Here is a 23468-nt window from a genome sequence, read left to right on the forward strand (position 1 = left end):
TCAAACTTTTTAACGGAAAAAGTGAAACCCTTTGGCGCGCCCGTCCGTATACCAACTAGCCGCATGAAGCGGGGGGAAATCGAGAAGAATGGAAGACATCGTAAAAAAACGAATCAAACAAGTCCTGAAGGGGGACCAGTCGGCGTTCGAAGAAATCGTTTCCCTCTATCAGAACCGGCTTTACCAAGTATGCTATCGGATGCTGGGCAATCGGCATGAAGCCGAGGATATCGCGCAGGAAGCGTTCATCAGGGCGTACATCAACCTGCACACCTTCGACCAGAAGCGGAAGTTCTCGACGTGGCTGTACCGCATCGCGACCAATCTGTGCATCGACCGGATCCGCAAGAAAAAACCGGATACGTTCCTTGACGCACCGGTGCCGGGGACGGACGGGCTGGACCACTACTCCAGGCTCGCCCACGATTCCCCGCTGCCGGAAGAGGAAGTCGAGAAGATGGAACAGCAGGAGCGGGTCCAGTACGAGATCAGCCGCCTGCCGGACAAATACCGGTCGGCGATCGTCCTGCGCTACATCGAGGAACTGCCGCTCCAGGAGATCAGCGAAATCCTTGATCTGCCGCTCGGCACAGTGAAGACACGCATACATAGGGGCCGAGAAGCCCTTAGGAAACAAATGAAGAAGTTGTAGGAGGGAATCGGGATGAAACCGTGTCCGGAAGAAATCGTCCAGTACATGCATGATTATCTGGACGGGGAAATCACCCGCCGGGACGAACAGATTCTGAAAGAGCATCTCGAGCAATGTCCGGCCTGCCAGGAACATATGGACCAGCTCAGCCGTTCGGTCGCGTTCCTGAAAAGCGCCTCGCATATCGAAGCGCCGGAAGGATTCAGCGCCCGTATCATGGCCTCGCTTCCGAAGGAGCGCCAGGGAGCAGGCGTGCGCCGCTGGTTCGGCCGGCATCCGATGCTTGCCGCTGCGGCCATGTTCATGCTCCTCGCCGGGCTCGCCCTGTTCTCGAATTTTAATACATCCGACCAGCAGCTGGTCGTATCCACCCAGCCGAATCTTGTCGTCGAAGGAAACAAAGTCACTGTTCCGGAGGGCGAGACCGTCAAGGGAGATCTCGTTGTGAGGAACGGCGAGCTGCATATCGAAGGAGAAGTCGAGGGTGATGTCACCGTCATCAACGGCTCCAAATACATGGCTTCCACGGCTGTCGTCACCGGCCGGATCGAAGAAATCGACCGGGCTTTCGAGTGGCTCTGGTACACGATCAAGTCCGGCATCAAGGAGGGCCTTTCTGTCTTTGAAGGCCCCGGCGCCGATGATAAGGAAAAATAAAAAGCAGCCGCTGCAGAAGCGGATGCTTGGGCTGCAGGCGGAGGGATGACCTCTTTGCCTGCAGTTTTTTCTTTGCGGTGATCAAGGGCGGGACGACATTCTTTCTGTGAATGACGAAACGGGTAGGCTGAATGACGAAACCAAGAGCGTGAACGCCGAAACCCGTGTGCCGAATGACGAGACTGCCATCCGATTCCGCATCAACGGAAAAATCCGCCGCCCCGTTCCCGGGACGGCGGACGTATTATTTCACCATGTTTTCCGCGCCGATTTTGTCATACAGCCCGCTTTTTTTCAGCAGGATCTTCTTTTCTTCCGGGATGCCCTGGAAAAGAAGCCGGATCCCCTGCCGGCCGGCGAAATCATGGGCGGCTGACAGGGCGGCGACGCCTCCCGCATCGAGCGCGGAAAGCCCATGGAGACGGAGCATCAGTGCGTCGGCTGGGGGGCTGAGCTGTTTCTCGATTTCCCGCTCGAACTGCTGGGCGGTTCCGAAAAAGAGCGGGCCGTCGACGCGCACGGTGCGGAAAACCGAACCCTTCGGAATTCCGCTATAGATATAATCATCCGGCGTGGCTTCCCCGGGCTGCATCAACAGCTTGCCGCTCATCTTCTTCAGGAAAACGAGAACGGCGAGAAGGAAGCCGGCCTGGACGCCGACTGTCAGGTTGACGAAGACGGTCAGGAGGAATGTCGCCCACAAAACGGACGAGTCGCCGGTCCTCAGCCGGGAAATCTTCACGAAGGATCGGAGCCCGCTCATGTTCCAGGCGACGAGCATCAGAATCGGCGCCATGCTGGCGAGCGGCACGTGCGAGGCGAATGGCGCGAACACCAGCAGGACGAGCAGGACGAACAGACTCTGGACGACCCCCGACAGCGGGCTGACGGCCCCGGCCCGGATGTTCGTCGCTGTGCGGGCGATGGCGCCGGTCGCAGGGATTCCGCCGAAAAGCGGAGCGGCCATGTTGGCGACGCCCTGTCCGAACAACTCGCGGTTGGAAGCGGACTTTTTGCCGCCGGCCATGTTGTCTGCGACGACCGCGGACAGCAGCGACTCGATCGCACCGAGCGCCGCGATGATCAGCGCCGGCTGCCACAGCTCGAGAATCTTTCCGCCGGTGATTGCCGGCAGGCGGAATTCAGGAAGCTGCTGCGGGATGCCGCCGTAGGCCGTTCCGATTGTCGGGAGCTGGCCGGGATAAAAAAGCACCGACACCAAAGTCGGGATCAGAAGTGCGGCGAGGAAAAGCGGGACGCGCGGCGCAATCCGCGGGAGAACGATGATGACGGCGAGGCCGATGGCAGCCGTCATGAATGCATATCCGTTGAGCGTGCCGATATTTCGGAAGATCTCCCACATGTTCTCATGGAAAAACTCCCGGCGTTCCACGCCTTCGAGGCCGAGGAAGTTGCCGATCTGTCCGGTAAAGATCGTGACGGCGATTCCGGCGGTGAACCCGATCGTCACCGCCCGAGGGACAAAGTGGATCAGGTCGCCGATCTTCAGGAACGACATGATGACGAGGAAAACCCCTGCCATGAAGCCCGCGACGAGCAGGTCTTCATAACCGTATTCCAGGACAATGGCCAGCAGGATCGGAATGAAGGCACCTGTCGGTCCCGCAATCTGGAAACGGGAACCGCCGAGAAGTGCCACAAGCAGCCCGGCGATGACGGTTGTGTAGATTCCATATTCCGGCTTCACGCCGGAAGCAATCGCAAACGCCATGCCGAGCGGGATGGCGACAATCCCGACGGTGATGCCGGCGAGAATGTCCTTCCTTGCCGTCCGGCCATTCAGCGACTCGAAACGGCCCAAATTCCTCATGTTGACTCACGCTCCAATGTTGATGTGATCCGGCTGACAAATATAAGCCCGGATCCTTCTATGCAATATTATAAGTCAGAATGAGGAAATATTAAAAGGTTCGCATAGGAAAAAAGTTTTATGGCCGGCAAGGGGCCAGAAGCCGCGGATTGATAAAGACGTTTTTCCGCATTCTCCGGCCCGCGCGGATCCGGCCGTTTCCGCCTGTGTCCCGGGACACCGGTTCCTGCTGTCAAAAGTCTGCATCAGCCGAGCGGTGAAGCGGTCCGTTATGGTATACTAACCGATATGCAAGCGTTAAGAAAAGGCGGGGATGCCTGTGGCGTTTTTTGAGCGTTTTACGGACCTGACATGGGTGGAAGTCGTGATGAACATTTTGGACATTCTCCTGGTCTGGTACGTTCTTTATAAACTGATAACCATCATCAAGGGCACGAAGGCGGTCCAGCTGCTGAAAGGCGTATTTGTCGTCGTCATCGCCTGGTTCGTCACGAAGGAACTCGGCCTGACGACAATGTACTGGATTATGGAGCAGGTGCTGACGTGGGGGTTCCTCGCGGTCATCATCATCTTCCAGCCTGAACTCAGGCGCGCGCTCGAGCAGATCGGGCGCGGGAAGCTGTTTTCCAGAGGCGGCATGGCCGTGGAAGAGGAGCGGGACCGCCTCGTCGAAGCCGTCACGAAATCGGTCGGCTATATGGCAAAGCGCCGGATCGGCGCCCTGATGTCAATTGAAAGGGAGACCGGGCTGTCGGAATACATCGAGACCGGGATTCCGATGCATTCCGATCTGACCTCGGAGCTTCTCATCAACATCTTCATACCGAACACGCCGCTCCATGACGGGGCGGTCATCATCCAGCAGGACCGGATCGCGGCAGCGGCCTGCTACCTGCCTTTGTCCGAAAGTCCGTTCATCTCGAAGGAGCTTGGCACGCGCCACCGTGCGGCGCTGGGCCTGAGCGAGGTGACCGACGCCATCACCATCATCGTTTCCGAAGAGACCGGCGCGGTCAGCCTGACGCGCAACGGAGACCTGCACCGCAACCTGCCGCCTGAGGAATTCGAAACGCTGCTCCGGAAAATGTGGTTCGGCCCTGCGCCTGAACCGCAGGCCGCCTCGAAGCGGAAACGGGGAGGGAAGAAGAATGGATAAGTTCATGGACAATCCGTGGTTTATCCGCGGCATCGCCCTGTTCTTCGCCGTCCTGATGTTTCTCGTCGTGCAGTCGGACGAGGAACAGGGAAGCCGCGCCGCCGGCGGGACGGATATCGCCGTCCTGCAGGATGTGCCGCTTGAAGTGTATTATGATGATGAAAATACGGTCGTCACGGGCGCACCCGAGACGGTCAGCGTAACCATCGAAGGGCCGGGCAACCTTGTTCGGACAACAAAGACGATCAAGGACTTCACGGTGTTCGTCGACCTTCGGACGCTCACGATGGGCGCGCATAAAGTCCGTGTACAGACTGAAAACCTATCGGAAAAACTGCAAGCCTCCATCGAGCCCGAAACGGTCGATGTCGTCATTGAAGAGCGGATCAGCCGGGAATTCCGGGTGGACCCGGAGATGAACGAGCGGCTGCTCGCAGAAAACCACGTCATCAACTCGCTCGAGGTGGAGCCGGCGACCGTCATGGTCACGGGGGCCAAGAGTGTCATCGACTCAATCAGCTTCGTCAAGGCGTCGGTCACGGCCGACCCCGGCGTGGACGGGCCTCTCGAACAGCAGGCGAGCGTCCGCGTGCTGGACCGTGACCTGAACAAGCTGAACGTCGCCATCGAGCCGGCCGAAGTGACGGTCAAGGCGGACATTTCCCAGTACTCCCGGTCGGTGCCGGTCAAACTGCGGCGATCCGGCACGCCTGAAGAGGGCGTCACGATCAATTCCCTCAACACAGCGACGGAGACCGTCAAGCTGTTCGGCCCGAAAAATGTTCTGGATGAAATCGGCGAGCTGACCGCCGAAGTCGATGTTTCGAAAGTGACCGCGAGCGGGAAATTGACCGTGGAGCTCAAGAAACCGGCCGGCGTGACCAAAATATCGCCGGGCTCGATCGATGTTGACGTCCAGGCGACGGTCAACGATAACGATGAGGAGACGGCGGAGGCGCCTGGTGAGCCGGACGAACCGGTTGCCGAGGCTGAACCGCCGGAAGAAGAATCGGAGTCGGAGCCGGCAAACCAGGCAGACGAGTCGTCCGGCAGCAAGGAGACTGCGCAACAGGGCAACGCATCCGGCGCGGAAGACAGCGGAACTGCCGATCAGGAAGCATCCGGCACCCTGAACGGACTGGCAGTGGAAGTCCGGGGCCTTGAGGAAGGGCAGACCGGAGAGGTGATCCAGCCGGAAGGGCCGCTCTCCCTCAAGATCCGGGGGCCGAAAAGCGCCGTCGACAGCGCCAAGCCCGGCGACTTTAAGCTATTTGTCCATGCAGGCGGCATCACTGAAGGTGAAGCATCGCTCGTGGTCCAAGTGGACGGGCCATCCGGGCTCAAAGCCGAACCGGCCCCGGGACGAGTCACTGTCCGCATCGCCGCCGCATGAATACAAACTGAACGTCAACAGTGAAGGAGAGAGTCACGATGGGAAAATACTTCGGAACAGACGGGGTGCGCGGTGTCGCAAATGTTGGGCTGACACCGGAACTCGCATTTAAGCTCGGCCGCTACGGCGGATATATCCTCACGAAACATGCATCTGGCAAGCCCCAGGTCCTGATCGGACGCGACACGCGCGTCTCCGGTCATATGCTCGAAAACGCCCTTGTCGCGGGACTTTTGTCGACCGGGGCGGATGTCATGCTGCTCGGCGTCATCAGCACGCCGGGCGTCGCCTACCTGACCCGTGCGATGAGCGCGGATGCGGGCGTCATGATTTCCGCATCACACAACCCGGTGGAAGACAACGGCATCAAGTTCTTCGGCGGTGACGGCTACAAGCTCAGCGATGAGCAGGAAGCGGAGATCGAAGAGCTTCTGGACAAGGAAACCGATGAACTGCCGCGCCCGACCGGTGCCCATCTCGGCACGGTCACCGATTACAAGGAGGGCGGGCAGAAGTACATCCAGTATCTCAAGCAGACGGTCGATGAGGACTTCACCGGCATCCATGTCGCGCTTGACTGCGCGCACGGGGCGACATCGTCCCTCGCGACGCATCTGTTCGCCGACCTGGATGCGGATATCTCGTCGATGGGCTCTTCGCCGAACGGCCTGAACATCAACGATGGCTGCGGCTCGACCCACCCTGAAGTGCTCGCGAAATTTGTCGTGGACAAAGGTGCCGATATCGGCCTCGCCTTCGACGGTGACGGCGACCGCCTGATCGCAGTCGATGAAAACGGCAAGATCGTCAATGGTGACCAGATCCTGTTCATCCTGGCGCGCCATCTGAAAGAGGAAGGCCGCCTGGACAAGAATACAGTCGTCTCCACGATCATGAGCAACCTCGGTTTCTACAAAGCGATCGGCGACTACGGCCTGGAAAGCGTGAAAACTGCCGTCGGCGACCGCTACGTCGTCGAAGAGATGAAGAAGAATGACTACAATCTCGGCGGTGAGCAGTCCGGCCACATCATCATGCTGGATTACAACACGACCGGCGACGGCCTGCTGACCGCGCTGCAGCTCGTGAACGTCCTGAAGATGACCGGCCGCACGCTGTCCGATCTTGCATCGGACGTCCAGATGTTCCCGCAGGAACTCGTTAACGTCCGGGTCACCGACAAGCATGCAGTCACGGACAATGCCAAAGTCGCCGCCGTCATCTCGGAAGTCGAAAAAGACATGGCGGGCAACGGCCGTGTCCTCGTCCGTCCTTCGGGAACCGAGCCGCTCGTGCGCGTCATGGTCGAAGCGCAAAGCGAGGCGGAGGCCTCCCGCTACGTCAACCGCATCGCCGATGTGGTCCGCGCCGAAATGGGCACGGAAGCTTAATTGAATGAGCCAGATCCGCCCGGGAGCTAAACCGGGCGGATCTTTTTTTTAATTCGGGGCGGAGCGGGTAAATAAGATGATAAGAAGTGGATTTCCGGGAAGGAGAGATGGCAGATGGCGCGGATCAGCTGGCTCGCATTCCCCGCGGCACTGTTGCTGATATTCGGGGCGTGCGGGCAGTCGGACGTGGAGGAGCCTGAAGTGTCGGGGGAAACACACAAACAGGGTGAGCCTTCTCAAGTTAAGCAGGAAGTGCTGGCGGAAGTGTGGGAGGCCGTCGTGCAGAAATCGGGTGCGGAGCCGAAGCTTCCCCGGGATCTGGAGACCGGGGACCGGTATTTGGCTGCCAAGGTGGCCGCGGATGCCGATGGCTATGAAGTGGCTTATTACCTGACGGATCAGCCGGTCCCGCTGAATGACCCGGAGCTTGAAAAGGAAGCCCCTTATCTGATCGCGGCCGCCATCGTCCATGACTCTGCAAAAGGGGCTAGAGCCGGCGTCAGCTACGAACCGGACATGAAAACCGGACAGCCGGCGGATCTCGGACACGGCATCACCGGCTACATGGAAGCAGGTGACGGGAACTTGCGCCGCCTCGTGTGGCACGAAGGGAACTGGTCGTTCTCGGTACACCGGACGGACGGCGAAGGCACGGGCGAAGAGATGAAGGCGCAGGCAAAAGAGATGGCGGAGAAGCTTGAGAAACAGATGCTCCCGCCGCCGCAGGAAGTCGGGGCCGGAACGTTCGATATCTCTGGAACCGGCGCATCGGCGAACTCTATCCAGTGGCAGGCGGAAACCATCGTGTATTCCGTGCATTTCGGAAAGCCGCTGGAGCTGATCGACATCGTGGCCAAGATGAATGAATAAAGGAAACCGTCCGATTGCACGAGCGGACGGTTTTTTCATGCATATTAAGAGAAAGATGATAAAGGCTGTTGAGCTATAAACAAATGTTTAAAAAACAAACACTTGACTACCTCTTTACAAAAGTTTAAGATATAAACAAATATAACCGAGAGGGGTGGCGCCGGATGAATGAGAAGGAGGCGGCCATTTTGGAGATGCTCCGCAGGAACCCGTTCCTGACCCAGCAGGAAATGGCGGAATCGCTCGGCATTTCGAGACCTGCGCTGGCCAATCTGATCTCCGGGCTGATGCGGCGGGGCGTGATCAGGGGACGCGCCTACATCCTCGCCGAGGAAAACCGCGTCGTGGCCATTGGCGGGGCGAACCTCGACCGCAAGTTCCATTTAAAGGCGCCTGCGCAGTCCGGGACATCAAACCCGGCTTCGGTGACTGCGTCGGTCGGAGGGGTTGCGCGGAATGTGGCGGAAAATATCGGCCGGATGGGACATCCCGTCAGTCTCCTGACAGTCGCGGGCAACGACAGCGACTGGTTTCAGATCGAGCAGGAAAGTGCGGGCCACATCGACCTGTCTCATGCTGCGCTGCTCCCGGAGAAAACGACCGGCTCTTATTCCGCCGTGCTGGACCCGGATGGGGAGATGGTCGTCGCGATGGCCGACATGGAAGTCTACGAAGACCTGACCCCGCAGTACATCGATACCCATGCACCGCTCCTGATGAATGCGGCGCTTGCCGTTGTTGACCTGAACTGTCCGAAGGAGACAGTCGTCCACATCAAGGAGCTCATCCAAAGGAGCGGGAAGGAGCTCGCAATCGTTCCCGTCTCTTCGCCGAAGATGGACCGGATGCCGGATGATCTCGAAGGGGTCACCTGGCTGATCTGCAACCGCGACGAGGCGGAAACCTATACCGGCATCCAAGTGGAAGACGACGCTTCCTGGAGAAAAGCGGTCCGGCTTTTATTGGACAAAGGGGCCGAAAACGTGGTCGTGACGTCCGGTTCCAGGGGTGTCATGGCGGGGAACGCCGACGGGATCCGCCACTACGCGGCGATCGGCGGCGTCCATGTGGAAGACGTGACGGGTGCGGGCGATGCGTTCGTCTCCGGCGTGCTCCACGGGCACCTGTCCGGATTCGGCTTTGATGACAAGATTCGCTGCGGGCTGGTGAACGCGGCAAAAACATTGGCTTCCGGCGCGACCGTGCGCCCGGAGCTTTCTGCAGAACAACTTAAAACTGAAATGGAGGAACTCCGATGAAACAATATCTCGAATTTTCCAAGGAAGTCCAAGAAGCGATGGAAGCGGGCAAGCCGATTGTGGCGCTTGAGTCGACCATCATCTCCCACGGCATGCCGTACCCGCAAAACGTCCAGACCGCCCGCGAAGTCGAGCAGATCGTCCGTGACGGCGGCGCGGTACCCGCGACGATGGCGCTGATCGACGGCAAGATCAAGGTCGGCCTGTCTGATGACGAGCTTGAAATGTTCGGCAACGCGGACAACGTCGCAAAAGCATCCCGCCGTGACATCGGCTACCTGCTTGCGACGAAGCAGCTCGGCGCGACGACGGTTGCCGCGACGATGATCTGCGCGGACCTTGCCGGCATCCGGGTGTTCGTGACCGGCGGCATCGGCGGTGTCCACCGCGGCGCGGAGACCACGATGGACATTTCTGCGGACCTCGAGGAACTCGGCAAGACAAACGTCGCCGTAATTTGCGCGGGCGCGAAGTCGATTCTTGACCTTGGCCTCACGCTTGAATACCTCGAGACAAAAGGCGTTCCGGTTGTCGGCTACGGCACGGACGAACTCCCGGCGTTCTTCACCCGCAAAAGCGGCTTCCCGGTCAACTTCCGTTCCGACAGCGCGGAAGAAGTGGCGGGCATGCTGAAAGCGAAATGGGACCTCGGGCTTGAGGGCGGAGCGGTCATCGCGAACCCGATTCCGGAAGAGGATGAGCTCGATGCGGAGTTCATCAACGGCATCATCGGGAATGCCCTGAAGGAAGCGGAAACCAACGGCATCTCCGGCAAGGAGACGACTCCGTTCCTGCTCGGCAAAGTAAAAGAACTCACCGAAGGCAAGAGCCTCGTCGCCAACATCGCGCTTGTAAAGCACAACGCGAAGGTCGGGACGGAGATCGCGGTTGCATTTAATGAATTAAATCAGTGATGGATTGAAAAGCCGCCTGTGATGGGCGGCTTTTTGGATTGAGAATGGAAGTGCTCGATATATTTGGCAAAGCGCTCGATATGCGTTGGGAAGTGCTGGATATATCCCAGGAAGGGTTCGATCAATGTTGGCGGCGGTGGTAAACTTGCTTTGGCCTAATGGTTGTTATGATCGGAAACATATTTTCACAGTTGCAATCAAGGGTCATCTGATTATAATTAAGGAATGAACGTTCATTCCGGGGGTCGTAACCGGGAGAACAGGAGGGGTCTTGTGGCGGATAATAAGCATGAAAATATACTGATGGCCGCGCAGAAGCTGTTTGCGGAGCGGGGATATGACGGGACGACGGTGCCGATGATCGCAGAGGAAGCGAGGGTGGGCGCGGGAACGATCTACCGTTACTTTGAAAACAAGCAGATGCTGGTGAACGAGCTGTTCCGCGGATCCGTCGCCCGGTTTGCGGCAACGCTCCATGAAGGCTTCCCGGAGCAGAACGATTTCCGGAAGAGATTCCGGCATGTGTTTTACCGGCTGGTCCGCTATTCCCGTGAAAATCCGGAAGCGTTCCGGTTTATCAATGCGGCGGCGAATGCCTACTTCCTGGATGAAGTCAGCAAGTCGGATTTCGAAGGGTTTATGGACTTTATCGAGCGGCACCTCGATGAGGGGAAAAAAGCGGGGCTGCTGCGTGGGCTGCCTGCACAGGCGTTTATCGCAATTGTCTACGGGACGGTTTTCCACTTGTCGCGGATGTTCGAAGACGGGACGCTTGAACCGTCTGATGAATTGCTTGCCGGTATCGAGGAAAGTTGCTGGGACGCCGTCAGCGCGGATTGACGGCCTGGTCTGGCGGAGATGGAATGAACATTCATTCCACCGATCTGCACGATACGGAATGAATATTCATTCCCCTATGTTAGATAATGAAAGGTGATCCTATGATGAAAACGAAGACATCCAGAATTGCAGCGCTCGTACTCTGGCTGGCGGCCGCGGTGCTGGCCGTCGTCACGATGCCGGACATGGAACAACTGGTCCGGGAAAAAGGGCAGATTACGATTCCCGACTCGTTCCAGAGCGTTGTCGCCGATGAGATGGCGAAAGACCTGAGCGGCGACGGGGACCGGTATGAGCTGATCGCCGTCTTTAACAGCGGCAATCAGAAAGAACTGACTGATGCACAAAAGGAAGAGATCCGATCCGTCATCGACAGGATGGAAAAGGACCGGGAAAAACTCGGCATTAAAGACCTCCTTACGCCATTTGACAGCGAAGAGGCGGAAGCCCAGCTGGCGTCCGAAGACGGGACGACTTATCTTGCCCAGATTTCGGTCGACGAGAAGCAGGGCGAGCTGAAGGATGTCCGGGAAGACATCCGGGAAGCGGTGCAGGCGGAAGGCATCGACACATACTTGACGGGCGCGGGGCTGATCACCGATGACTTCTCGAGCTCGACGCAGGACGGCGTGAAAAAGACCGAGCTGATTGCGGTCGTCTTTATCGTCCTGATCCTGATCGCGGTGTTCCGCTCGCCGGTCGTGCCGTTCATCTCGCTGCTCGGCGTCGGGGTGTCGTACCTGGTCTCGCTCGGCGTTGTCACGCAGTTGGTCGACAAGCTGGACTTCCCGTTTTCCAACTTCACGCAGGTGTTCCTTGTCGTGATCCTGTTCGGGATCGGGACAGACTATAACATCCTGCTGTTTACCCGCTTCAAGGAAGAATTGAGCCGCCAGGAAAGCAAAGTCGCCGCCCTTCTTGAAACGTACAGGACCGCAGGGAAGACGGTGCTCTACAGCGGCGTGGCGGTCATGATCGGCGTGGCGGTGCTTGCGCTTGCCGAGTTTTCGCTGTACCAGTCGACGTCTGCGATCGGTATCGGCGTCGCGGTGCTGCTGCTTGTCCTCATGACGCTGAACCCGTTTTTCATGGCTCTGCTCGGCAAGAAGATGTTCTGGCCGTCGAAGAAATTCGAGGGCCACGGCGACAGCAAGCTCTGGCATTTCCTGTCCGGGCAGTCGGTGCTCCGGCCGTTTCTCGCGCTGCTGTTCACGCTCGCGATTTGCGTGCCGTTCATCCTCCTGCATGACGGCGGGCTGAACTACAATGACCTGTACGAAGTGGACGATAAATACGAGTCCAAGCAGGGCATCAACGTGATCGAAAAGCATTTTGAACCGGGCTTTGCTTCTCCCGCGGCCGTCATGATCCAGACGGATGAGCCGATGGATTCGCAGGAAGCGCTCAAGACATTGGATGAGCTGGCCGGCAAGATCAGCAAGGTGGACGGCGTCTCCAAGGTGCTGTCCCCAACACGGCCGGCCGGTGAACGCATCGGGGAATTGTATATCGATGACCAGTCGAAAACGCTGAACAATGGACTTGGCGATGCGAAATCGGGTGTCGAGGAGATCCGGGGCGGCCTTTCTGATGCGGAAGGGCAGGTCGGCAGCGGAAGCAGCACCGACCTGTCCAACGTCCAGCGCCTGATCGACGGTACGGGCGAGCTGAGAAGGGGAGCCGCGTCGCTCCAGGACGCGCTCGGCCAAGTGACGGCGGGCATGCAAAACGGGGCGGCCGGAGCCGGAGAGATCCGGCAGGGCCTTGCCACGGTCAATGAAAACGTCCGCACCCTCCAAAATGGCGTCGCCGACCTTCATGACGGGTACACGGCGATCGAATCGGGCCTCGGCTCGTTCACGCAGTCCTTTAACAGCATCCGCGAGGCAGTGGCCGGCGCCCGGGGAGCGTTCGGCCAGATCGAGGCCTCGCTCACCGCACTGATCGAAAGCAATCCGGACATGGCGCAGGATCCGAATGTCCGGCAGGCGCTCGGAACGGCCAAGGCGGCTCAGGAACAGCTGAACGGCCTGGCCGCGCAGCTTGAGCAGATGGCGCCTCAGTATGAGGGTGTGCTGGCGAAGTTCCGTGAAGCGAACGCCTCGCTCCAGTCCGTGGAAGACGGCCTGGCTGCCCTGCAGACAGGGGTCGGCCAGCTCCAGACGGGCGCTTCCGAACTGGAATCGGGCCTGAATGAGGGGGCAACCGGCGCCGGGCGCATCCGTCAGGAATCCGGCGGCCTCGCGACCGGTCTGGACACGGTCAATGACGGCCAGCGGCAGCTGATGGCGGGCCTTTCTGACCTTCAGGAGAAGATGGGCAAGCTCCAGTCCGGACTCGCCGCAAGCACCGAAGGCCTCGGACAGGTCAGCGAAGGGCTGGAAGAAGCCCAAAGCTACCTCGGCGGCCTGAGCGACTCCGAAGCTTCCGGTACGTTCTATGTTCCGGAAGACGTCCTGGAAGGCGAGGACTTCCAGCAGGCGCTTGACATGTACATGTCCCCCGACCGGAAAACGGCGAAGATGACGGTCATCCTTGACGTCAATCCGTTCTCGGCGGAAGCGATGGAGGTCGTGCAGGAAGTCCGGGACCAGGCGCAGTCCGCGGTGAAGGGGACGGACCTGGCGGATGCGGAGCTGGCCGTCGGCGGCAAGTCGTCGCAGAACGCGGACCTTCAGGAAATGTCGGCAGGCGACTTTAGCCGGACGGCGGCGATCATGCTGGTCGGCATCGCGATTGTGCTGATTTTCATCACACGGTCCGTGTACCAGCCGATCTTCATCATCCTCTCGCTCGTCCTGTCTTACTTCACGGCACTCGGCGTCACCGAACTGCTGAGCGGCTGGTTCCTCGGAATGACCGAACTCGGCTGGAACGTGCCGTTCTTCAGCTTCATCATGATCGTGGCGCTCGGAGTCGACTACAGCATTTTCCTCATGATGCGCTACAAGGAAACCGGCGGCCATCCGAAGCAGGCGATCGTTGACGCCGCCCGCCATATGGGCAGCGTCGTCATCTCGGCCGCGATCATCCTCGGCGGCACCTTCGCCGCGCTGATCCCGTCCGGCATCCTGACACTTATCCAGGTGGCGATCGTCGTCATCATCGGGCTCGTCCTCTTGGCCTTTGTCATGATGCCGAGCCTGCTTCCGGCACTGATCGCGCTGTCGAACAGGACGAAAAAAGAAAATTGATCATGGAAGCCTCCGAACCGTTTGCGGTTTGGAGGCTTTTGCTGTCTGAAGGAGAATGGAAACGGGAAAGAGAATGGTAAGGAATAACGTTCTTGGGGGGATCGAGATGAGCGGAAAGCTGCTGAGGGTCGGAACCGTCTACATTCCGGTGACGGATGTGGCACGGTCTGCAGGATGGTATGCGGATCAGTTGGGAGCGGAAGTCAGTTACCGGGACGAGGACAAAGCGATTGTCAATTTAGCGGGGATAAGCTTTTTTCTGGTGAAAGCGGCGGAAGGCGAGCACTCGAATTTCGTTGATCGTCATGGGGAGGAGCGGTTTTCGTTAACCTTCGAAGTGGACGGCTTTGATGCGCTTGAGGCTCTCCATGCGGAATTCTCGGATCAGGGAATCCGCATCGGTGACATTGAAGACAGGGGCCACGCCGGGCGGAACTTCGTGTTTGCCGATCCGGACGGCAACCGGTTCGATGTGTGGAGTGAGCTGAGCCCTGTCTATGTCAGATCCAGCGTCTGATGAGGCCGCCGACCACCCAGCCGAACACGGCATGGCCGAGCGTCCACCAGATCCACGCCTCGCCGTCCGAGAAGTCGGGCGGCTGCTCGGACAGGGCGGTCAGCGAAAACAAGAGCCCGCCGCCGATGGAGTAGACCGCGACATACGGCAAAATCTGCTTTTCCATCCCGAACGGCCTCAGCAGGTAATACAGCACGACCGCACTCGCGACGCAAGTGAGGGTATGGAACGCGAGCCCGACGAGCCACACCGGCTCCCAGCTGTTCACGACCGGGATGTAGTCAAAGTTGAACAAAAGCACATACGCCGGGCTCCCGGTCACCCATTGGATGACTTTCATGACCGCAATCAGCACCAGACCTGCGATAAAACCGATGAGGGCAAGTTTTCCGACCTTCTTCATCATCTGTCCACCCCGCACTTTAGGAATAGTGTTCTATTCCCCGGTGCGGGACGGACAAACAGCATCGAAGTGAAAAGTGAAAGTCAATCAGGAAGGGAGCGGGGAGGATGGACCATCAGACAAAATGGCGGCTTGACGCCGCCCGCATGCTCGCGGAGAAGCTGAAAGGGGTGGATGGCATCCGGGCGGTCATGGCGGCCGGCTCCGCAGCGCGGGGCTACTCGGATGTGTATTCGGGCCTGGAGCTGATCGCCTACTGGGACCGGCCGCCCGGGGCGGAGGAAAAGCGTGCGATCGCGCGGGAACTGGGGGCATCCTGTCCGGAGATCGGCCGCGGGCATGAGAGCGCCCTTGTGATGAACGGATTCCCGGTGGGCCTGAGGCATCAATCGGTGTCCGGGGAAGAGGGCGTCCTGGACCGGGTGCTGAAGGACTTCACCACGGATCTGAATGACAACAATGTGGCCGACACGGTACGAACCGGCATCCCGCTGTACGGCGAGGAACTCGTCCGGGAATGGCAAGGGAGGGCCTCGGAGTACCCGGAAAAACTGGCCCGGCGCTTTCTGGACGAATACCTGCCGCACTTCCGCCTGCGACAGCTTCAATTTGCGGCCCGCCGCAACAACCCGGCAGCTTTTTATAATATCCTCAGCAATATTCAGTCCAGCCTCTTCATCGTCCTGCTCGCGCTGAACGGCTCCTATTTCCCGACCTATAAATGGATGTTCAAACGGCTCCATGAACTGCCGGCCAAGCCGGAAAACCTGGAATGGCGGCTGAGGGAGATATACAGGGAACCTCCGGCTAAAGCTGCCGGAAGAATGCAGGAAGTGCTCGAAGAAACGCTGGAGCTTGTGGAGGCGCAATATCCGGACCTCGATACCGAATCCGCGCGCTGCGGCGTGGACCAGCCGCTGCCGGAGAGGTTTTCCGAGAGTCCGTTTAAGTCGGATAGATGAGGAGTGGGATAGGATGTATAACACCATTATTTTTGACGTTGATGGGACATTGATTGACACGGAAAAAGCTGTCTTGGGCTCGCTCCAGAAAATGCTGAAGGAAGACTATGGAAAACACGTGCCGCCCGAAGAGTTGACGTTTGTTCTTGGAATTCCGGGCTCCCGTTCATTGCCCAAGCTCGGGATCCAGGATATCGATCAAGCAAACGGGCGCTGGAATCAGTACATGAATGACTTCTTTCATGAGATCAAGGTATTTGACGGCATGAAGGAATTGCTCGAGACCTTGAAAAGCCTGGAGTTGGTTCAAGGCATCGTGACGTCCAAGACAAACGAGGAATTAATCAGTGACTTTGAGCCGTTCGGATTATCGGGATATATGACATACACCGTCTGTGCCGACGACACGGTAAAACACAAACCCAACCCGGAGCCCTTATTGAAGTTTCTAGAGGTTTCAGGCGCCGACCCGGAAACCTCCATCTACATAGGGGACACGGTTTACGACTATGAGTGTGCAAGAGACGCGGGAATCGACTTCGGCTTGGCGGTGTGGGGATGCAGACAACCGGAGCGGATTTCCGCAAAACACCGCTTTAAGAAACCCCAGGATTTGATCCGTCTACTGGGATGAGCGGATCCTGTCATTGTCCAATGGGTAATCTTCATCTCCATATTCCTCTTCTTTCCTGAAGAGCCAACCAAGGACGGCTCCGTACAGCGCATGTCCCGCGAGCCACCAGGCGAGCGACACCCAGTCGGCGGCTGCCGGCGTGCGGCCGGACAAGGAAGTGACCGGCCAGATCAGGACACCGACCAGCGTGTTCACGGTGACGAGCCAGACGATTACGCGGGAGCCGAGCATGCGCATCCGCCTGATCAGCCATAAAAGGATCACTGCAAGGGTGACCGAGACGACCAGGTGGAAAAGGAATTCAACCGGAGCGGGATAGGTGACCGCGTTCACGACCGGAATATAATCGACATTCATGAGGAGCGTATACACCCTCCGGCCGCTCTGCTCCTCGACTGCCCAGAGAAAGGCCCCGAGCAGGATGCCGCTGAGAAGTCCCGCCCTTATGCCGTGCCACATCCACTTCTGCTTCATTCCGATCACCTCCCATCTTTCACCAATTGTACAGGATTAGGGGGTCGAAGCAAACGGGAGAGGGAAGGGAGTGCGTCGAAAGGGGGCGGGAGTGTGTCGAAGTAGTGATCAGTGTATCCGCGTCAGTCGGGACGCGGCTAAATGTGAAAGGGGAAAAAGACCATGCCGTCCTGCATCTTTTGTGACATCATCAATCGAAAAGCCGAGGCGCATATCGTCTATGAGAACGACCTCATCTGCTGTTTCCTGGATAAGTTTCCGATCAACCCTGGGCATGTCCTGGTGGTGCCGAAGCATCATGCGGCAGAGTTCACCGACGTGGAACCGGAAAGCCTGCAGGCAGTGATCCTTGCCGCACAGAAAGTTGCCGGCGCCCTTGAATCCACCTTCAGGACAGACGGCATCACCGTCATGCAAAACAACGGGGCGTTCAAGGACGTGGAACATTATCACCTGCATGTTTTCCCTCGGTACAGAGGAGACGGCTTCGGCTGGACGGAGCCGGAGACCGACGTATCTTCGATTGATTTCGGTTCGTTGGGAGTGAAGATCAGGGAAACGATGGCGGAATGACCGATTGTTTCATGGTCCGCCTGCCGGTTTCGTCATTCGAGCGATCGGTTTCGTCATTCATCGGTTCAGTCTCGTCATTGGGTCGATTAGTTTCGTCATTCGCGCCCGTCCCCATGGCGAATGCCGAAACTGCCGTCCCGAATGACGAAACCCACAGCAGGAATGACGAAACCAGATACTGTCCCCATTAACGAAGCCGCCCGGCTCCCGCCGGACGGCTTCGTCATTCCAAAATCTTCGCCATGTAGTATTCATCCGCGTAACGGCCGTCGATGACGAGCGAATCCCGCTTCACGCCTTCGACGTCAAATCCCATCTTCCGGTAAAGGGCGACGGCGGACATGTTTTCAGCAATCACGGTCAGCTCCAGGCGGCGGAGCCCGCGTTCACGGGCCCATCCGTCAAGCTGGCGGAAAAGCGCCGTGCCGGTGCCTTTGCCGCGGGCGCGGTGATGGACACCGATGACGACATAGGCTCGGTGGCGGGTCCGGCCGGTACCTTCTCCACGTGCAATCAGGTAGCCGGCGATGCCGCCCGTGCCTTCCGCGACGAACAGGGCGGATGCGGGATCCTCCCGGAAGTTCCCGATCATCCGCTCCGCCTGTTCCATCGTCAGCCGGCGCTCGCCCGGGCCGAACAGCATCATGCCGGAGTCTTCCGCGCTGGCCATCGCTTTTAAAAGGCCGTCCGCATCAGACGGGACGGCCTCACGTACATTCCTGCTCATATCAGTCAAAGATATACTTGAGCGCCTTGATCGCCTGGTCGCAGTTTTCCACGGTGGCGCTCGCCTTGCGGGAAAGTTCCTTCAGCGCGTGGATGTGCTGTTCCGGTCGGATGAGGATGAGCGGCTTGCCGAGTGCGACGGCGGCGCTTGCATCCATCGCGGTGTTCCACTGCTTGTATTTCTCGCCGAACAGCGCGATGACAAGATCGGCCTTCTGCATGAGCACCTCTGTGCGCAGGTTGTTGAAGCTCGATGCTGCCCAGTCTTTGTAGAACGGACCCGGCTGTTCGCCGATGATCTCTTCACCGATGTTGTCGGAGCGGTCGTGGTCCTCCTGGGGACCGACAAAGTCGACCGGCAGTTTCAGCGCAGCCGCCTTCTCTTTGATTTCATCGCGCCAGGATGAGTGGATCTCTCCAGCCAAATAAACAGTCAAACGCATGATTATCCCCTCCGCAGAAAATTCAGTCTGCTTTATTGTATCACGAGTGGCCGGGCGAATGCTAAATTGGAGCCGGCTACAGGAAGCACCCCCCGTCACTTTCCAACCGGTGAAATCCCGCTCACCGCTCCCATGAGGAAAGGAAGGACGGTATCAATGAATTTCTCTTGCGGGATGGATTTATTTCCGCTGATCCAATAGCAGGTGGCGCTGTGGATGGACATGACCAGCATGGTGGCGACGATTTTTTTCTGGTCGGTATGCTCCAATGGAATGAATGTGCTGATGATCGTGATCAGTTTGTCTTTGATCATCCGTTCCATCAACAGGGTGACGGTTGGGTAATTTCGGCCGAAGGCAACTTTCAGGGCTTCGATTAATTTGTAAAAGCAGTCGAGGAGCAATCGGAATGCGGCTTCATCGAGCGAGGGCTGCTCCTTTAGTTTTTCAAACCCTTTGTTCTCCATCATTTGATCCAGAATGTGCTCAAGCAACAGGTATTTATCCGGAAAGTGCCGGTAAAAGGTCGCCCGGTTGATGGTCGCGCGTTCGGTAATGTCTTTTACGGAAATGGCTTCAAAATCTTTTTCCTGAACGAGTTCAAGAAAGGCCTCGATGATGAGTGACCGGGTCCTGACGATTCGCGGGTCTTCTTGCAGATGGACCATTTGACATTCCTCCCATTCATAAACAACTTCGCCGAAGTGTTGTTTAAGCAACACTCCGTCGGTTTTAACGATTGTAAAGCCAGACCTATCTTCTTACAATTAGTTTATACAACATGTGTTGATTAAACAATACATGTTTTATTGGAAGCCGGAACAGGAGGTGTATCTGATCGAACAAGTTCTATTCAAGAAAAAGTACACCATAAGAGAATTTTATCGTGCGCTCTATAAAGGGTTGCACACTTTCAAGGATTTAAGGATGGGCAAGAAAAGCGGTCAGCTGTCCAATCACTTTGTCGAGCGGATCATGCTGGCTGTCACGGAAGTGAACGGATGTGAAGTCTGCTCATATGCCCATACAAAAATCGCACTGGAGCAGGGCATGGATGAAAAGGAGATCAAAGGGCTCCTAAGCGGGACGGCAAGCGATATTCCCGAGGACGAAATGCTCGCCATCCTGTTTGCGCAGCATTATGCCGACACAAAAGGAAACCCGACAGAGGAATCGTGGAATCGGATTCTGGCGGCCTACGGTGAGCAAACGGCATTGGGCATATTGGGCGCGACCCGGCTGATCATGGCCGGGAACATCTACGGACTGGCCATGAGCGCATTGAAAAGCCGGATAAAAGGCAGGCCTGTAAAAGGGTTCAGCTTCATTTATGAGGCCGGCATGCTGATCAGCGCGGTTCCGTTTTTGCCGGCGGCAGCCATCCATGCATTCATTCTGAAACGCATGCAATCGCCCATGATTCAGTTTGAGCCTGAGAAGGCCGGTCAGGGCACACTAACCAACTAACTGGAGGTAGAAGGAAATGGCAATGGGAAAAAAAGAGATCAAGATTGTTTGGACTGGCGGAGTGGCAGGAAGCGGTAAATTGGAAGGCGAATATCTAAAGACGGAATTGGCCATCCCCCGGTCTTATAAAGGCAGCGGGGAAGGGTCGGAGCCGATGGAGCTGCTTGTTTCGGCAGCCGCGACCTGCTATATTGCGACGCTGACGTCGATCCTCGAAAACCGGAAGCTTCCGGTTGAAGACGTCACGATGGATTCCGAAATCGAGGCATCCAAAGAAGGCATGAAAATCACGCATGTTCCGCAAATCGCCCTTTCCGCCGATGCGACGGAAGAACAGCGCCAAGCTGCAGAAAAAGCGATGGAATTGGCAGACAAGGCATGTACCGTCGGGAATCTCCTGGAAAAAGCCGGTGCGGAGATTGACATCAGGGGGCTTGTCTTAAACAGGTAAGATCTCGGCCTCAGCAAGTCCGTTGGGCTCGAGTAACCACCATATGGCATGATCACAAGAGCCTTTCCGGCGAATTTGCCGGAAAGGCTCTTGTTCCATTTCCAAGATCCGGGCCGGCGGACATATGAGATAAGTTTTGCCAAGCTCCGGTAAACTATGGACGATGGGGTAAAGAGACTCAAGAGACAAAGGACCGGACGGGAGGAAGAAATCATGAAAGTCGGCTATGCCTGCATCAATACCACGTTAAAAGGAGGTTTTCGCACGTGCCGGGTGGCGACGGTGGAAAAGGAGGGCGAAAGCATTCTCAAAGAGCTGACGCTCGCGAACCTGCGCCATACAAAGAAAATCATCGGGTGGAACGTCGTCCATGGAATCGGCTTCTACCGGCTGAGCAGCGACCTGATCGTGCTTGCGACGCACCCGGTGAACACGTGGGACTGGGCGAACGACCCCGACGTGAAGGAAATCTGCGGGGAGATCAAAGCCCTCCGCAACAAATATGATCTCCGCCTCTCCATGCATCCAGGCCAATATTCGGTTTTGAATTCGCCCAACCCCGAAGTCGTCAGGAAGACGCATGAGGACCTCGCGCACCACGCAACGCTCATGGACCTGACCGGAGCGGAGGACATGATCCTCCACCTCGGAGGGAAGTACGGCGACCCCGAAGCCGCGCTCGGGCGCCTGATCGAGGAGACGGAGCGGCTCCCGGACTGGATCCGCACGAAACTGCGGTACGAGAATGACGACCGTACCTATAATCTGGCGGACGTGCTGCATGTATGCGAAGCAACCGGCATTCCGGCCTGCTTCGACATCCACCACCACCGCTGCCATCCGGCGGACACACCGCTGGACGAGCTTCTCCAGCGCGTCTGGAAAACGTGGGCGCCGGTCGGCATCCCCAAGGTCCACATCAGCTCGGGCCGCGACCGTCCCGATGACCGCCCCCATCATAACTACATTGTTCCGGAGGATCTCGACTGGCTGCTTGCGGAACTGGGCGGAAAAGACGTCGACATCATGGTCGAGGCGAAGATGAAGGAACAGGCCGCGCTCGGCGTGATCGGGATGCTGAAGGAGCGGGGGGTGGACCAGCCGTGAGCGGGGCGAAAGACATCGGAGTCGGGAGGCTTTGCGTTCTTTCACGACGCTTCAGTGTACTTTCGGCGAAAGAGTTGGATGATCAACAAAGGGACAGTCCGCAACGGATGGCCCCTTTGTTTTTGGATGAATAGTCGAGCCGGAAAAAGAGGACTGAACTGCCTGTCTTCAGGATGAGGATTCACTTAAAATGTATCCTCGGCGTCCGGATTATTCCGCTTTAATAAACTAAATATAAAAGCGAATAGACTGAGAATCGCGGTGATTCCGGTCGATATAAGTATGCCGACATCTCGGGAGTTCCAGTACACCCCGACCAATAATGCAGCCGTCAAGACGGTGTCCAGGAACTTGAAGGCTTTGTGGTCAAAGACAGTCTCGAGGTCTTTTCCAATCGTCATGTTAAAAATCACCCGGATAATGCCAATGGCAATCAGTACAATAAGGGCTTCAATTTCTGAAGTACGTTCAAACACCGAAACAATTGCGATGATTACCGACAGGTAAAAAAGAAGCTCAAAGGTGATTTTCCATTGTCTGACGGTGATGATCATTGCTTTTCCCTCTTACAGATACACACGAACTGTCCGCTTTCAGCCTCAAAGGGACGACCGCTCCAGTCACCATACATCTGCTCCATTTGAAAGCCATGCTGCCTGAGGAGCCGTTCCAGTTCGCGCGGATACGTATAGCGGAGCGAGAGGCCGTCCCGACCGAGCGGTGTGCCATCTTCGGTGAACTTCTCCGTCCAGCAATGAAGGATCTGCGTGACGGGATCATACGTCTCGGTATGCACCTCGCGGATTTTGCGCCCGCCGGACTCCACAATCTCTTCATACCGGTCCGGTTCGGCCAGTTCCGAGAGCACGGGATTCCGCGCGTCGAAGATAAAACGGCCGCCCGGCTCAATATGCCGCCTCACACTCTCCAGCATCCGGTCCTGGTCCTTATTCGTCAGGAAATGCTGGAACGAGTTGCCCGCCATGACGATGAGAGGGGCGGTAAACGGGAGATCCAGCGCCCGGCAGTCCTGCCGGAAGAAGCGGACGGAAAGCCCTTGTTGCGCCGCTTTCTCCCGGGCACGCGCAAGCATCCCGTCATGCAGGTCGACGCCGGTCACCTCATTACCGGCCTCTGCCAGCGGTAGCGTGATCCTCCCCGTGCCGCATGCAAGGTCGATGACCGTTGAGCCGGCAGGGGGCAGGTTCCCGAGGATGAACCGGATATCTGCGTCGTAACCGCCGTACTGCCTGTCATACTGGAGCGGGTCCTCATACTTTTCCAGGTTATCAGTTGTCTTCATGAAATCCCTCCCCCATATCCCTCCTGATATTTCCATTATACTGTGAATAAAAGTGAATATGGACATCAATTCACTCCACGGGTCAGGAAAAATTGGCGGTAGTGATCTTTCGAGAGATGTTAATGATCTTTCGCGGGATCTTATTGATCTTTCATTTCTCCGATGGTGGCCTGCTCAAGAACGAATTTTTTCGATTTACATTCATTGTTTATTGATATTCGATATTTATTTATTTATAATCAAATCATTAC

At 57.4% G+C, this 23468-nt stretch carries 25 protein-coding genes; 17 read left to right on the forward strand and 8 right to left on the reverse strand.

Annotated features, from left to right (window positions below; genetic code table 11):
* The first annotated feature begins 88 nt into the window (after positions 1-88).
* Both sigW and BLT01_RS01400 read left to right on the forward strand, forming a co-directional pair.
* Positions 89-652 (forward strand): RNA polymerase sigma factor SigW, encoded by a 564-nt coding sequence (gene sigW, locus BLT01_RS01395; RefSeq protein WP_092093577.1) that lies wholly within the window; start codon positions 89-91, stop codon positions 650-652.
* A 12-nt stretch (positions 653-664) separates the two neighbouring features.
* Positions 665-1309 (forward strand): anti-sigma factor family protein, encoded by a 645-nt coding sequence (locus BLT01_RS01400; protein WP_092093582.1) that lies wholly within the window; start codon positions 665-667, stop codon positions 1307-1309.
* Positions 1310-1553: 244 nt separating this feature from the next.
* Here BLT01_RS01400 and BLT01_RS01405 read toward each other — a convergent pair whose 3' ends face one another.
* On the reverse strand, positions 1554-3140 hold the full coding sequence (locus BLT01_RS01405) for a SulP family inorganic anion transporter (RefSeq protein WP_092093585.1): 1587 nt from the start codon (positions 3138-3140) through the stop codon (positions 1554-1556).
* Between the two features lie 319 nt (positions 3141-3459).
* Here BLT01_RS01405 and cdaA point away from each other — a divergent pair, with 319 nt between their 5' ends.
* The 9 genes from cdaA (at position 3460) to BLT01_RS01450 (ending at position 14674) form a co-directional block, all read left to right on the forward strand.
* A complete protein-coding gene (gene cdaA / locus BLT01_RS01410) occupies positions 3460-4296 on the forward strand; it encodes a diadenylate cyclase CdaA (protein WP_092093922.1) in 837 nt (278 codons plus the stop codon).
* Entirely contained in the window at positions 4289-5689 is a 1401-nt protein-coding gene (locus BLT01_RS01415) for a CdaR family protein (RefSeq protein ID WP_092093589.1), read from the forward strand. The genes cdaA and BLT01_RS01415 overlap by 8 nt, the downstream gene beginning before the upstream one ends.
* 38 nt (positions 5690-5727) lie before the next feature.
* Positions 5728-7080, forward strand: a complete 1353-nt coding sequence (gene glmM, locus BLT01_RS01420) for a phosphoglucosamine mutase (RefSeq protein ID WP_092093594.1) — start codon at positions 5728-5730, stop codon at positions 7078-7080.
* A gap of 114 nt (positions 7081-7194) precedes the next feature.
* Complete coding sequence (locus tag BLT01_RS01425) at positions 7195-7950, forward strand: hypothetical protein (RefSeq protein ID WP_092093597.1); 756 nt, start codon at positions 7195-7197, stop codon at positions 7948-7950.
* A gap of 164 nt (positions 7951-8114) precedes the next feature.
* Entirely contained in the window at positions 8115-9209 is a 1095-nt protein-coding gene (locus BLT01_RS01430) for a carbohydrate kinase (RefSeq protein ID WP_092093600.1), read from the forward strand.
* Positions 9206-10123 carry a pseudouridine-5'-phosphate glycosidase gene (locus BLT01_RS01435; protein WP_092093606.1) on the forward strand — a complete coding sequence of 306 codons (918 nt, stop codon included), beginning with the start codon at positions 9206-9208 and terminating at the stop codon, positions 10121-10123. The genes BLT01_RS01430 and BLT01_RS01435 overlap by 4 nt, the downstream gene beginning before the upstream one ends.
* 273 nt (positions 10124-10396) lie before the next feature.
* Positions 10397-10963, forward strand: a complete 567-nt coding sequence (locus tag BLT01_RS01440) for a TetR/AcrR family transcriptional regulator (RefSeq protein ID WP_092093611.1) — start codon at positions 10397-10399, stop codon at positions 10961-10963.
* A gap of 101 nt (positions 10964-11064) precedes the next feature.
* Entirely contained in the window at positions 11065-14157 is a 3093-nt protein-coding gene (locus tag BLT01_RS01445; RefSeq protein ID WP_092093615.1) for an MMPL family transporter, read from the forward strand.
* Positions 14158-14263: 106 nt separating this feature from the next.
* On the forward strand, positions 14264-14674 hold the full coding sequence (locus tag BLT01_RS01450) for a VOC family protein (RefSeq protein ID WP_092093620.1): 411 nt from the start codon (positions 14264-14266) through the stop codon (positions 14672-14674).
* Here the strand turns inward: BLT01_RS01450 and BLT01_RS01455 are convergent.
* Positions 14658-15077, reverse strand: a complete 420-nt coding sequence (locus tag BLT01_RS01455; protein ID WP_092093925.1) for a hypothetical protein — start codon at positions 15075-15077, stop codon at positions 14658-14660. The genes BLT01_RS01450 and BLT01_RS01455 overlap by 17 nt on opposite strands.
* A 107-nt stretch (positions 15078-15184) precedes the next feature.
* Here BLT01_RS01455 and BLT01_RS01460 point away from each other — a divergent pair, with 107 nt between their 5' ends.
* Both BLT01_RS01460 and BLT01_RS01465 read left to right on the forward strand, forming a co-directional pair.
* Complete coding sequence (locus tag BLT01_RS01460; protein ID WP_092093624.1) at positions 15185-16039, forward strand: DUF4037 domain-containing protein; 855 nt, start codon at positions 15185-15187, stop codon at positions 16037-16039.
* A 13-nt stretch (positions 16040-16052) separates the two neighbouring features.
* Positions 16053-16673: an HAD family hydrolase gene (locus tag BLT01_RS01465; RefSeq protein ID WP_092093628.1), complete on the forward strand. Its 621-nt coding sequence runs from the start codon at positions 16053-16055 to the stop codon at positions 16671-16673.
* On the opposite strand, the gene BLT01_RS01470 is transcribed toward BLT01_RS01465, so the two are convergent.
* Positions 16662-17147, reverse strand: a complete 486-nt coding sequence (locus BLT01_RS01470; protein WP_092093631.1) for a hypothetical protein — start codon at positions 17145-17147, stop codon at positions 16662-16664. The genes BLT01_RS01465 and BLT01_RS01470 overlap by 12 nt on opposite strands.
* Positions 17148-17309: 162 nt before the next feature.
* Here BLT01_RS01470 and BLT01_RS01475 point away from each other — a divergent pair, with 162 nt between their 5' ends.
* On the forward strand, positions 17310-17720 hold the full coding sequence (locus BLT01_RS01475; RefSeq protein WP_092093634.1) for an HIT family protein: 411 nt from the start codon (positions 17310-17312) through the stop codon (positions 17718-17720).
* A 223-nt stretch (positions 17721-17943) separates the two neighbouring features.
* On the opposite strand, the gene BLT01_RS01480 is transcribed toward BLT01_RS01475, so the two are convergent.
* From BLT01_RS01480 to BLT01_RS01490, 3 genes are all read right to left on the reverse strand, one after another.
* On the reverse strand, positions 17944-18447 hold the full coding sequence (locus BLT01_RS01480) for a GNAT family N-acetyltransferase (protein ID WP_092093638.1): 504 nt from the start codon (positions 18445-18447) through the stop codon (positions 17944-17946).
* Position 18448: 1 nt separating this feature from the next.
* Positions 18449-18889 carry a YtoQ family protein gene (locus BLT01_RS01485; protein WP_092093642.1) on the reverse strand — a complete coding sequence of 147 codons (441 nt, stop codon included), beginning with the start codon at positions 18887-18889 and terminating at the stop codon, positions 18449-18451.
* Between the two features lie 95 nt (positions 18890-18984).
* Positions 18985-19557 carry a TetR/AcrR family transcriptional regulator gene (locus BLT01_RS01490; protein WP_092093647.1) on the reverse strand — a complete coding sequence of 191 codons (573 nt, stop codon included), beginning with the start codon at positions 19555-19557 and terminating at the stop codon, positions 18985-18987.
* A gap of 133 nt (positions 19558-19690) precedes the next feature.
* Between BLT01_RS01490 and BLT01_RS01495 the strand changes: the two genes are divergently transcribed.
* The 3 genes from BLT01_RS01495 to uvsE all read left to right on the forward strand — a co-directional run bounded on the left by BLT01_RS01495 (position 19691) and on the right by uvsE (position 21914).
* Positions 19691-20356: a carboxymuconolactone decarboxylase family protein gene (locus BLT01_RS01495; RefSeq protein ID WP_092093651.1), complete on the forward strand. Its 666-nt coding sequence runs from the start codon at positions 19691-19693 to the stop codon at positions 20354-20356.
* Between the two features lie 16 nt (positions 20357-20372).
* The gene (locus BLT01_RS01500) at positions 20373-20807 is read left to right on the forward strand and encodes an OsmC family protein (RefSeq protein WP_092093654.1); all 435 of its coding nucleotides are present in this window, start codon (positions 20373-20375) and stop codon (positions 20805-20807) included.
* 213 nt (positions 20808-21020) lie between these two features.
* Positions 21021-21914, forward strand: coding sequence for a UV DNA damage repair endonuclease UvsE (gene uvsE, locus BLT01_RS01505; RefSeq protein ID WP_092093657.1), 894 nt, complete (start codon positions 21021-21023; stop codon positions 21912-21914).
* 185 nt (positions 21915-22099) lie between these two features.
* Here the strand turns inward: uvsE and BLT01_RS01510 are convergent, their stop codons facing one another.
* Together BLT01_RS01510 and BLT01_RS01515 are read right to left on the reverse strand one after the other, a co-directional pair.
* A complete protein-coding gene (locus tag BLT01_RS01510; RefSeq protein WP_092093661.1) occupies positions 22100-22468 on the reverse strand; it encodes a hypothetical protein in 369 nt (122 codons plus the stop codon).
* Positions 22465-23217 (reverse strand): class I SAM-dependent methyltransferase, encoded by a 753-nt coding sequence (locus tag BLT01_RS01515; RefSeq protein WP_176764983.1) that lies wholly within the window; start codon positions 23215-23217, stop codon positions 22465-22467. Before BLT01_RS01515 ends, BLT01_RS01510 begins: the two co-directional genes overlap by 4 nt.
* Positions 23218-23468 lie beyond the last annotated feature (251 nt).

Origin of the sequence: Bhargavaea beijingensis, assembly GCF_900101985.1 — a bacterium.
Lineage (GTDB): Bacteria > Bacillota > Bacilli > Bacillales_A > Planococcaceae > Bhargavaea > Bhargavaea beijingensis.

Coding starts and splice junctions, on each gene's coding strand:
- BLT01_RS01490 (WP_092093647.1), bottom strand. CDS start 19,557: ATGGTCCATCTGCAAGAAGACCCGCGAATCGTCAGGACCCGGTCACTC.
- BLT01_RS01480 (WP_092093638.1), bottom strand. CDS start 18,447: ATGAGCAGGAATGTACGTGAGGCCGTCCCGTCTGATGCGGACGGCCTT.
- uvsE (WP_092093657.1), top strand. CDS start 21,021: ATGAAAGTCGGCTATGCCTGCATCAATACCACGTTAAAAGGAGGTTTT.
- BLT01_RS01495 (WP_092093651.1), top strand. CDS start 19,691: ATGTTTTATTGGAAGCCGGAACAGGAGGTGTATCTGATCGAACAAGTT.
- BLT01_RS01470 (WP_092093631.1), bottom strand. CDS start 17,147: ATGAAGCAGAAGTGGATGTGGCACGGCATAAGGGCGGGACTTCTCAGC.
- BLT01_RS01445 (WP_092093615.1), top strand. CDS start 11,065: ATGATGAAAACGAAGACATCCAGAATTGCAGCGCTCGTACTCTGGCTG.
- BLT01_RS01450 (WP_092093620.1), top strand. CDS start 14,264: ATGAGCGGAAAGCTGCTGAGGGTCGGAACCGTCTACATTCCGGTGACG.
- BLT01_RS01425 (WP_092093597.1), top strand. CDS start 7,195: ATGGCGCGGATCAGCTGGCTCGCATTCCCCGCGGCACTGTTGCTGATA.
- BLT01_RS01435 (WP_092093606.1), top strand. CDS start 9,206: ATGAAACAATATCTCGAATTTTCCAAGGAAGTCCAAGAAGCGATGGAA.
- BLT01_RS01465 (WP_092093628.1), top strand. CDS start 16,053: ATGTATAACACCATTATTTTTGACGTTGATGGGACATTGATTGACACG.
- sigW (WP_092093577.1), top strand. CDS start 89: ATGGAAGACATCGTAAAAAAACGAATCAAACAAGTCCTGAAGGGGGAC.
- BLT01_RS01405 (WP_092093585.1), bottom strand. CDS start 3,140: ATGAGGAATTTGGGCCGTTTCGAGTCGCTGAATGGCCGGACGGCAAGG.
- BLT01_RS01475 (WP_092093634.1), top strand. CDS start 17,310: ATGCCGTCCTGCATCTTTTGTGACATCATCAATCGAAAAGCCGAGGCG.
- BLT01_RS01455 (WP_092093925.1), bottom strand. CDS start 15,077: ATGAAGAAGGTCGGAAAACTTGCCCTCATCGGTTTTATCGCAGGTCTG.
- BLT01_RS01400 (WP_092093582.1), top strand. CDS start 665: ATGAAACCGTGTCCGGAAGAAATCGTCCAGTACATGCATGATTATCTG.
- BLT01_RS01460 (WP_092093624.1), top strand. CDS start 15,185: ATGGACCATCAGACAAAATGGCGGCTTGACGCCGCCCGCATGCTCGCG.
- BLT01_RS01500 (WP_092093654.1), top strand. CDS start 20,373: ATGGCAATGGGAAAAAAAGAGATCAAGATTGTTTGGACTGGCGGAGTG.
- glmM (WP_092093594.1), top strand. CDS start 5,728: ATGGGAAAATACTTCGGAACAGACGGGGTGCGCGGTGTCGCAAATGTT.
- BLT01_RS01510 (WP_092093661.1), bottom strand. CDS start 22,468: ATGATCATCACCGTCAGACAATGGAAAATCACCTTTGAGCTTCTTTTT.
- BLT01_RS01430 (WP_092093600.1), top strand. CDS start 8,115: ATGAATGAGAAGGAGGCGGCCATTTTGGAGATGCTCCGCAGGAACCCG.
- BLT01_RS01485 (WP_092093642.1), bottom strand. CDS start 18,889: ATGCGTTTGACTGTTTATTTGGCTGGAGAGATCCACTCATCCTGGCGC.
- BLT01_RS01515 (WP_176764983.1), bottom strand. CDS start 23,217: ATGAAGACAACTGATAACCTGGAAAAGTATGAGGACCCGCTCCAGTAT.
- BLT01_RS01415 (WP_092093589.1), top strand. CDS start 4,289: ATGGATAAGTTCATGGACAATCCGTGGTTTATCCGCGGCATCGCCCTG.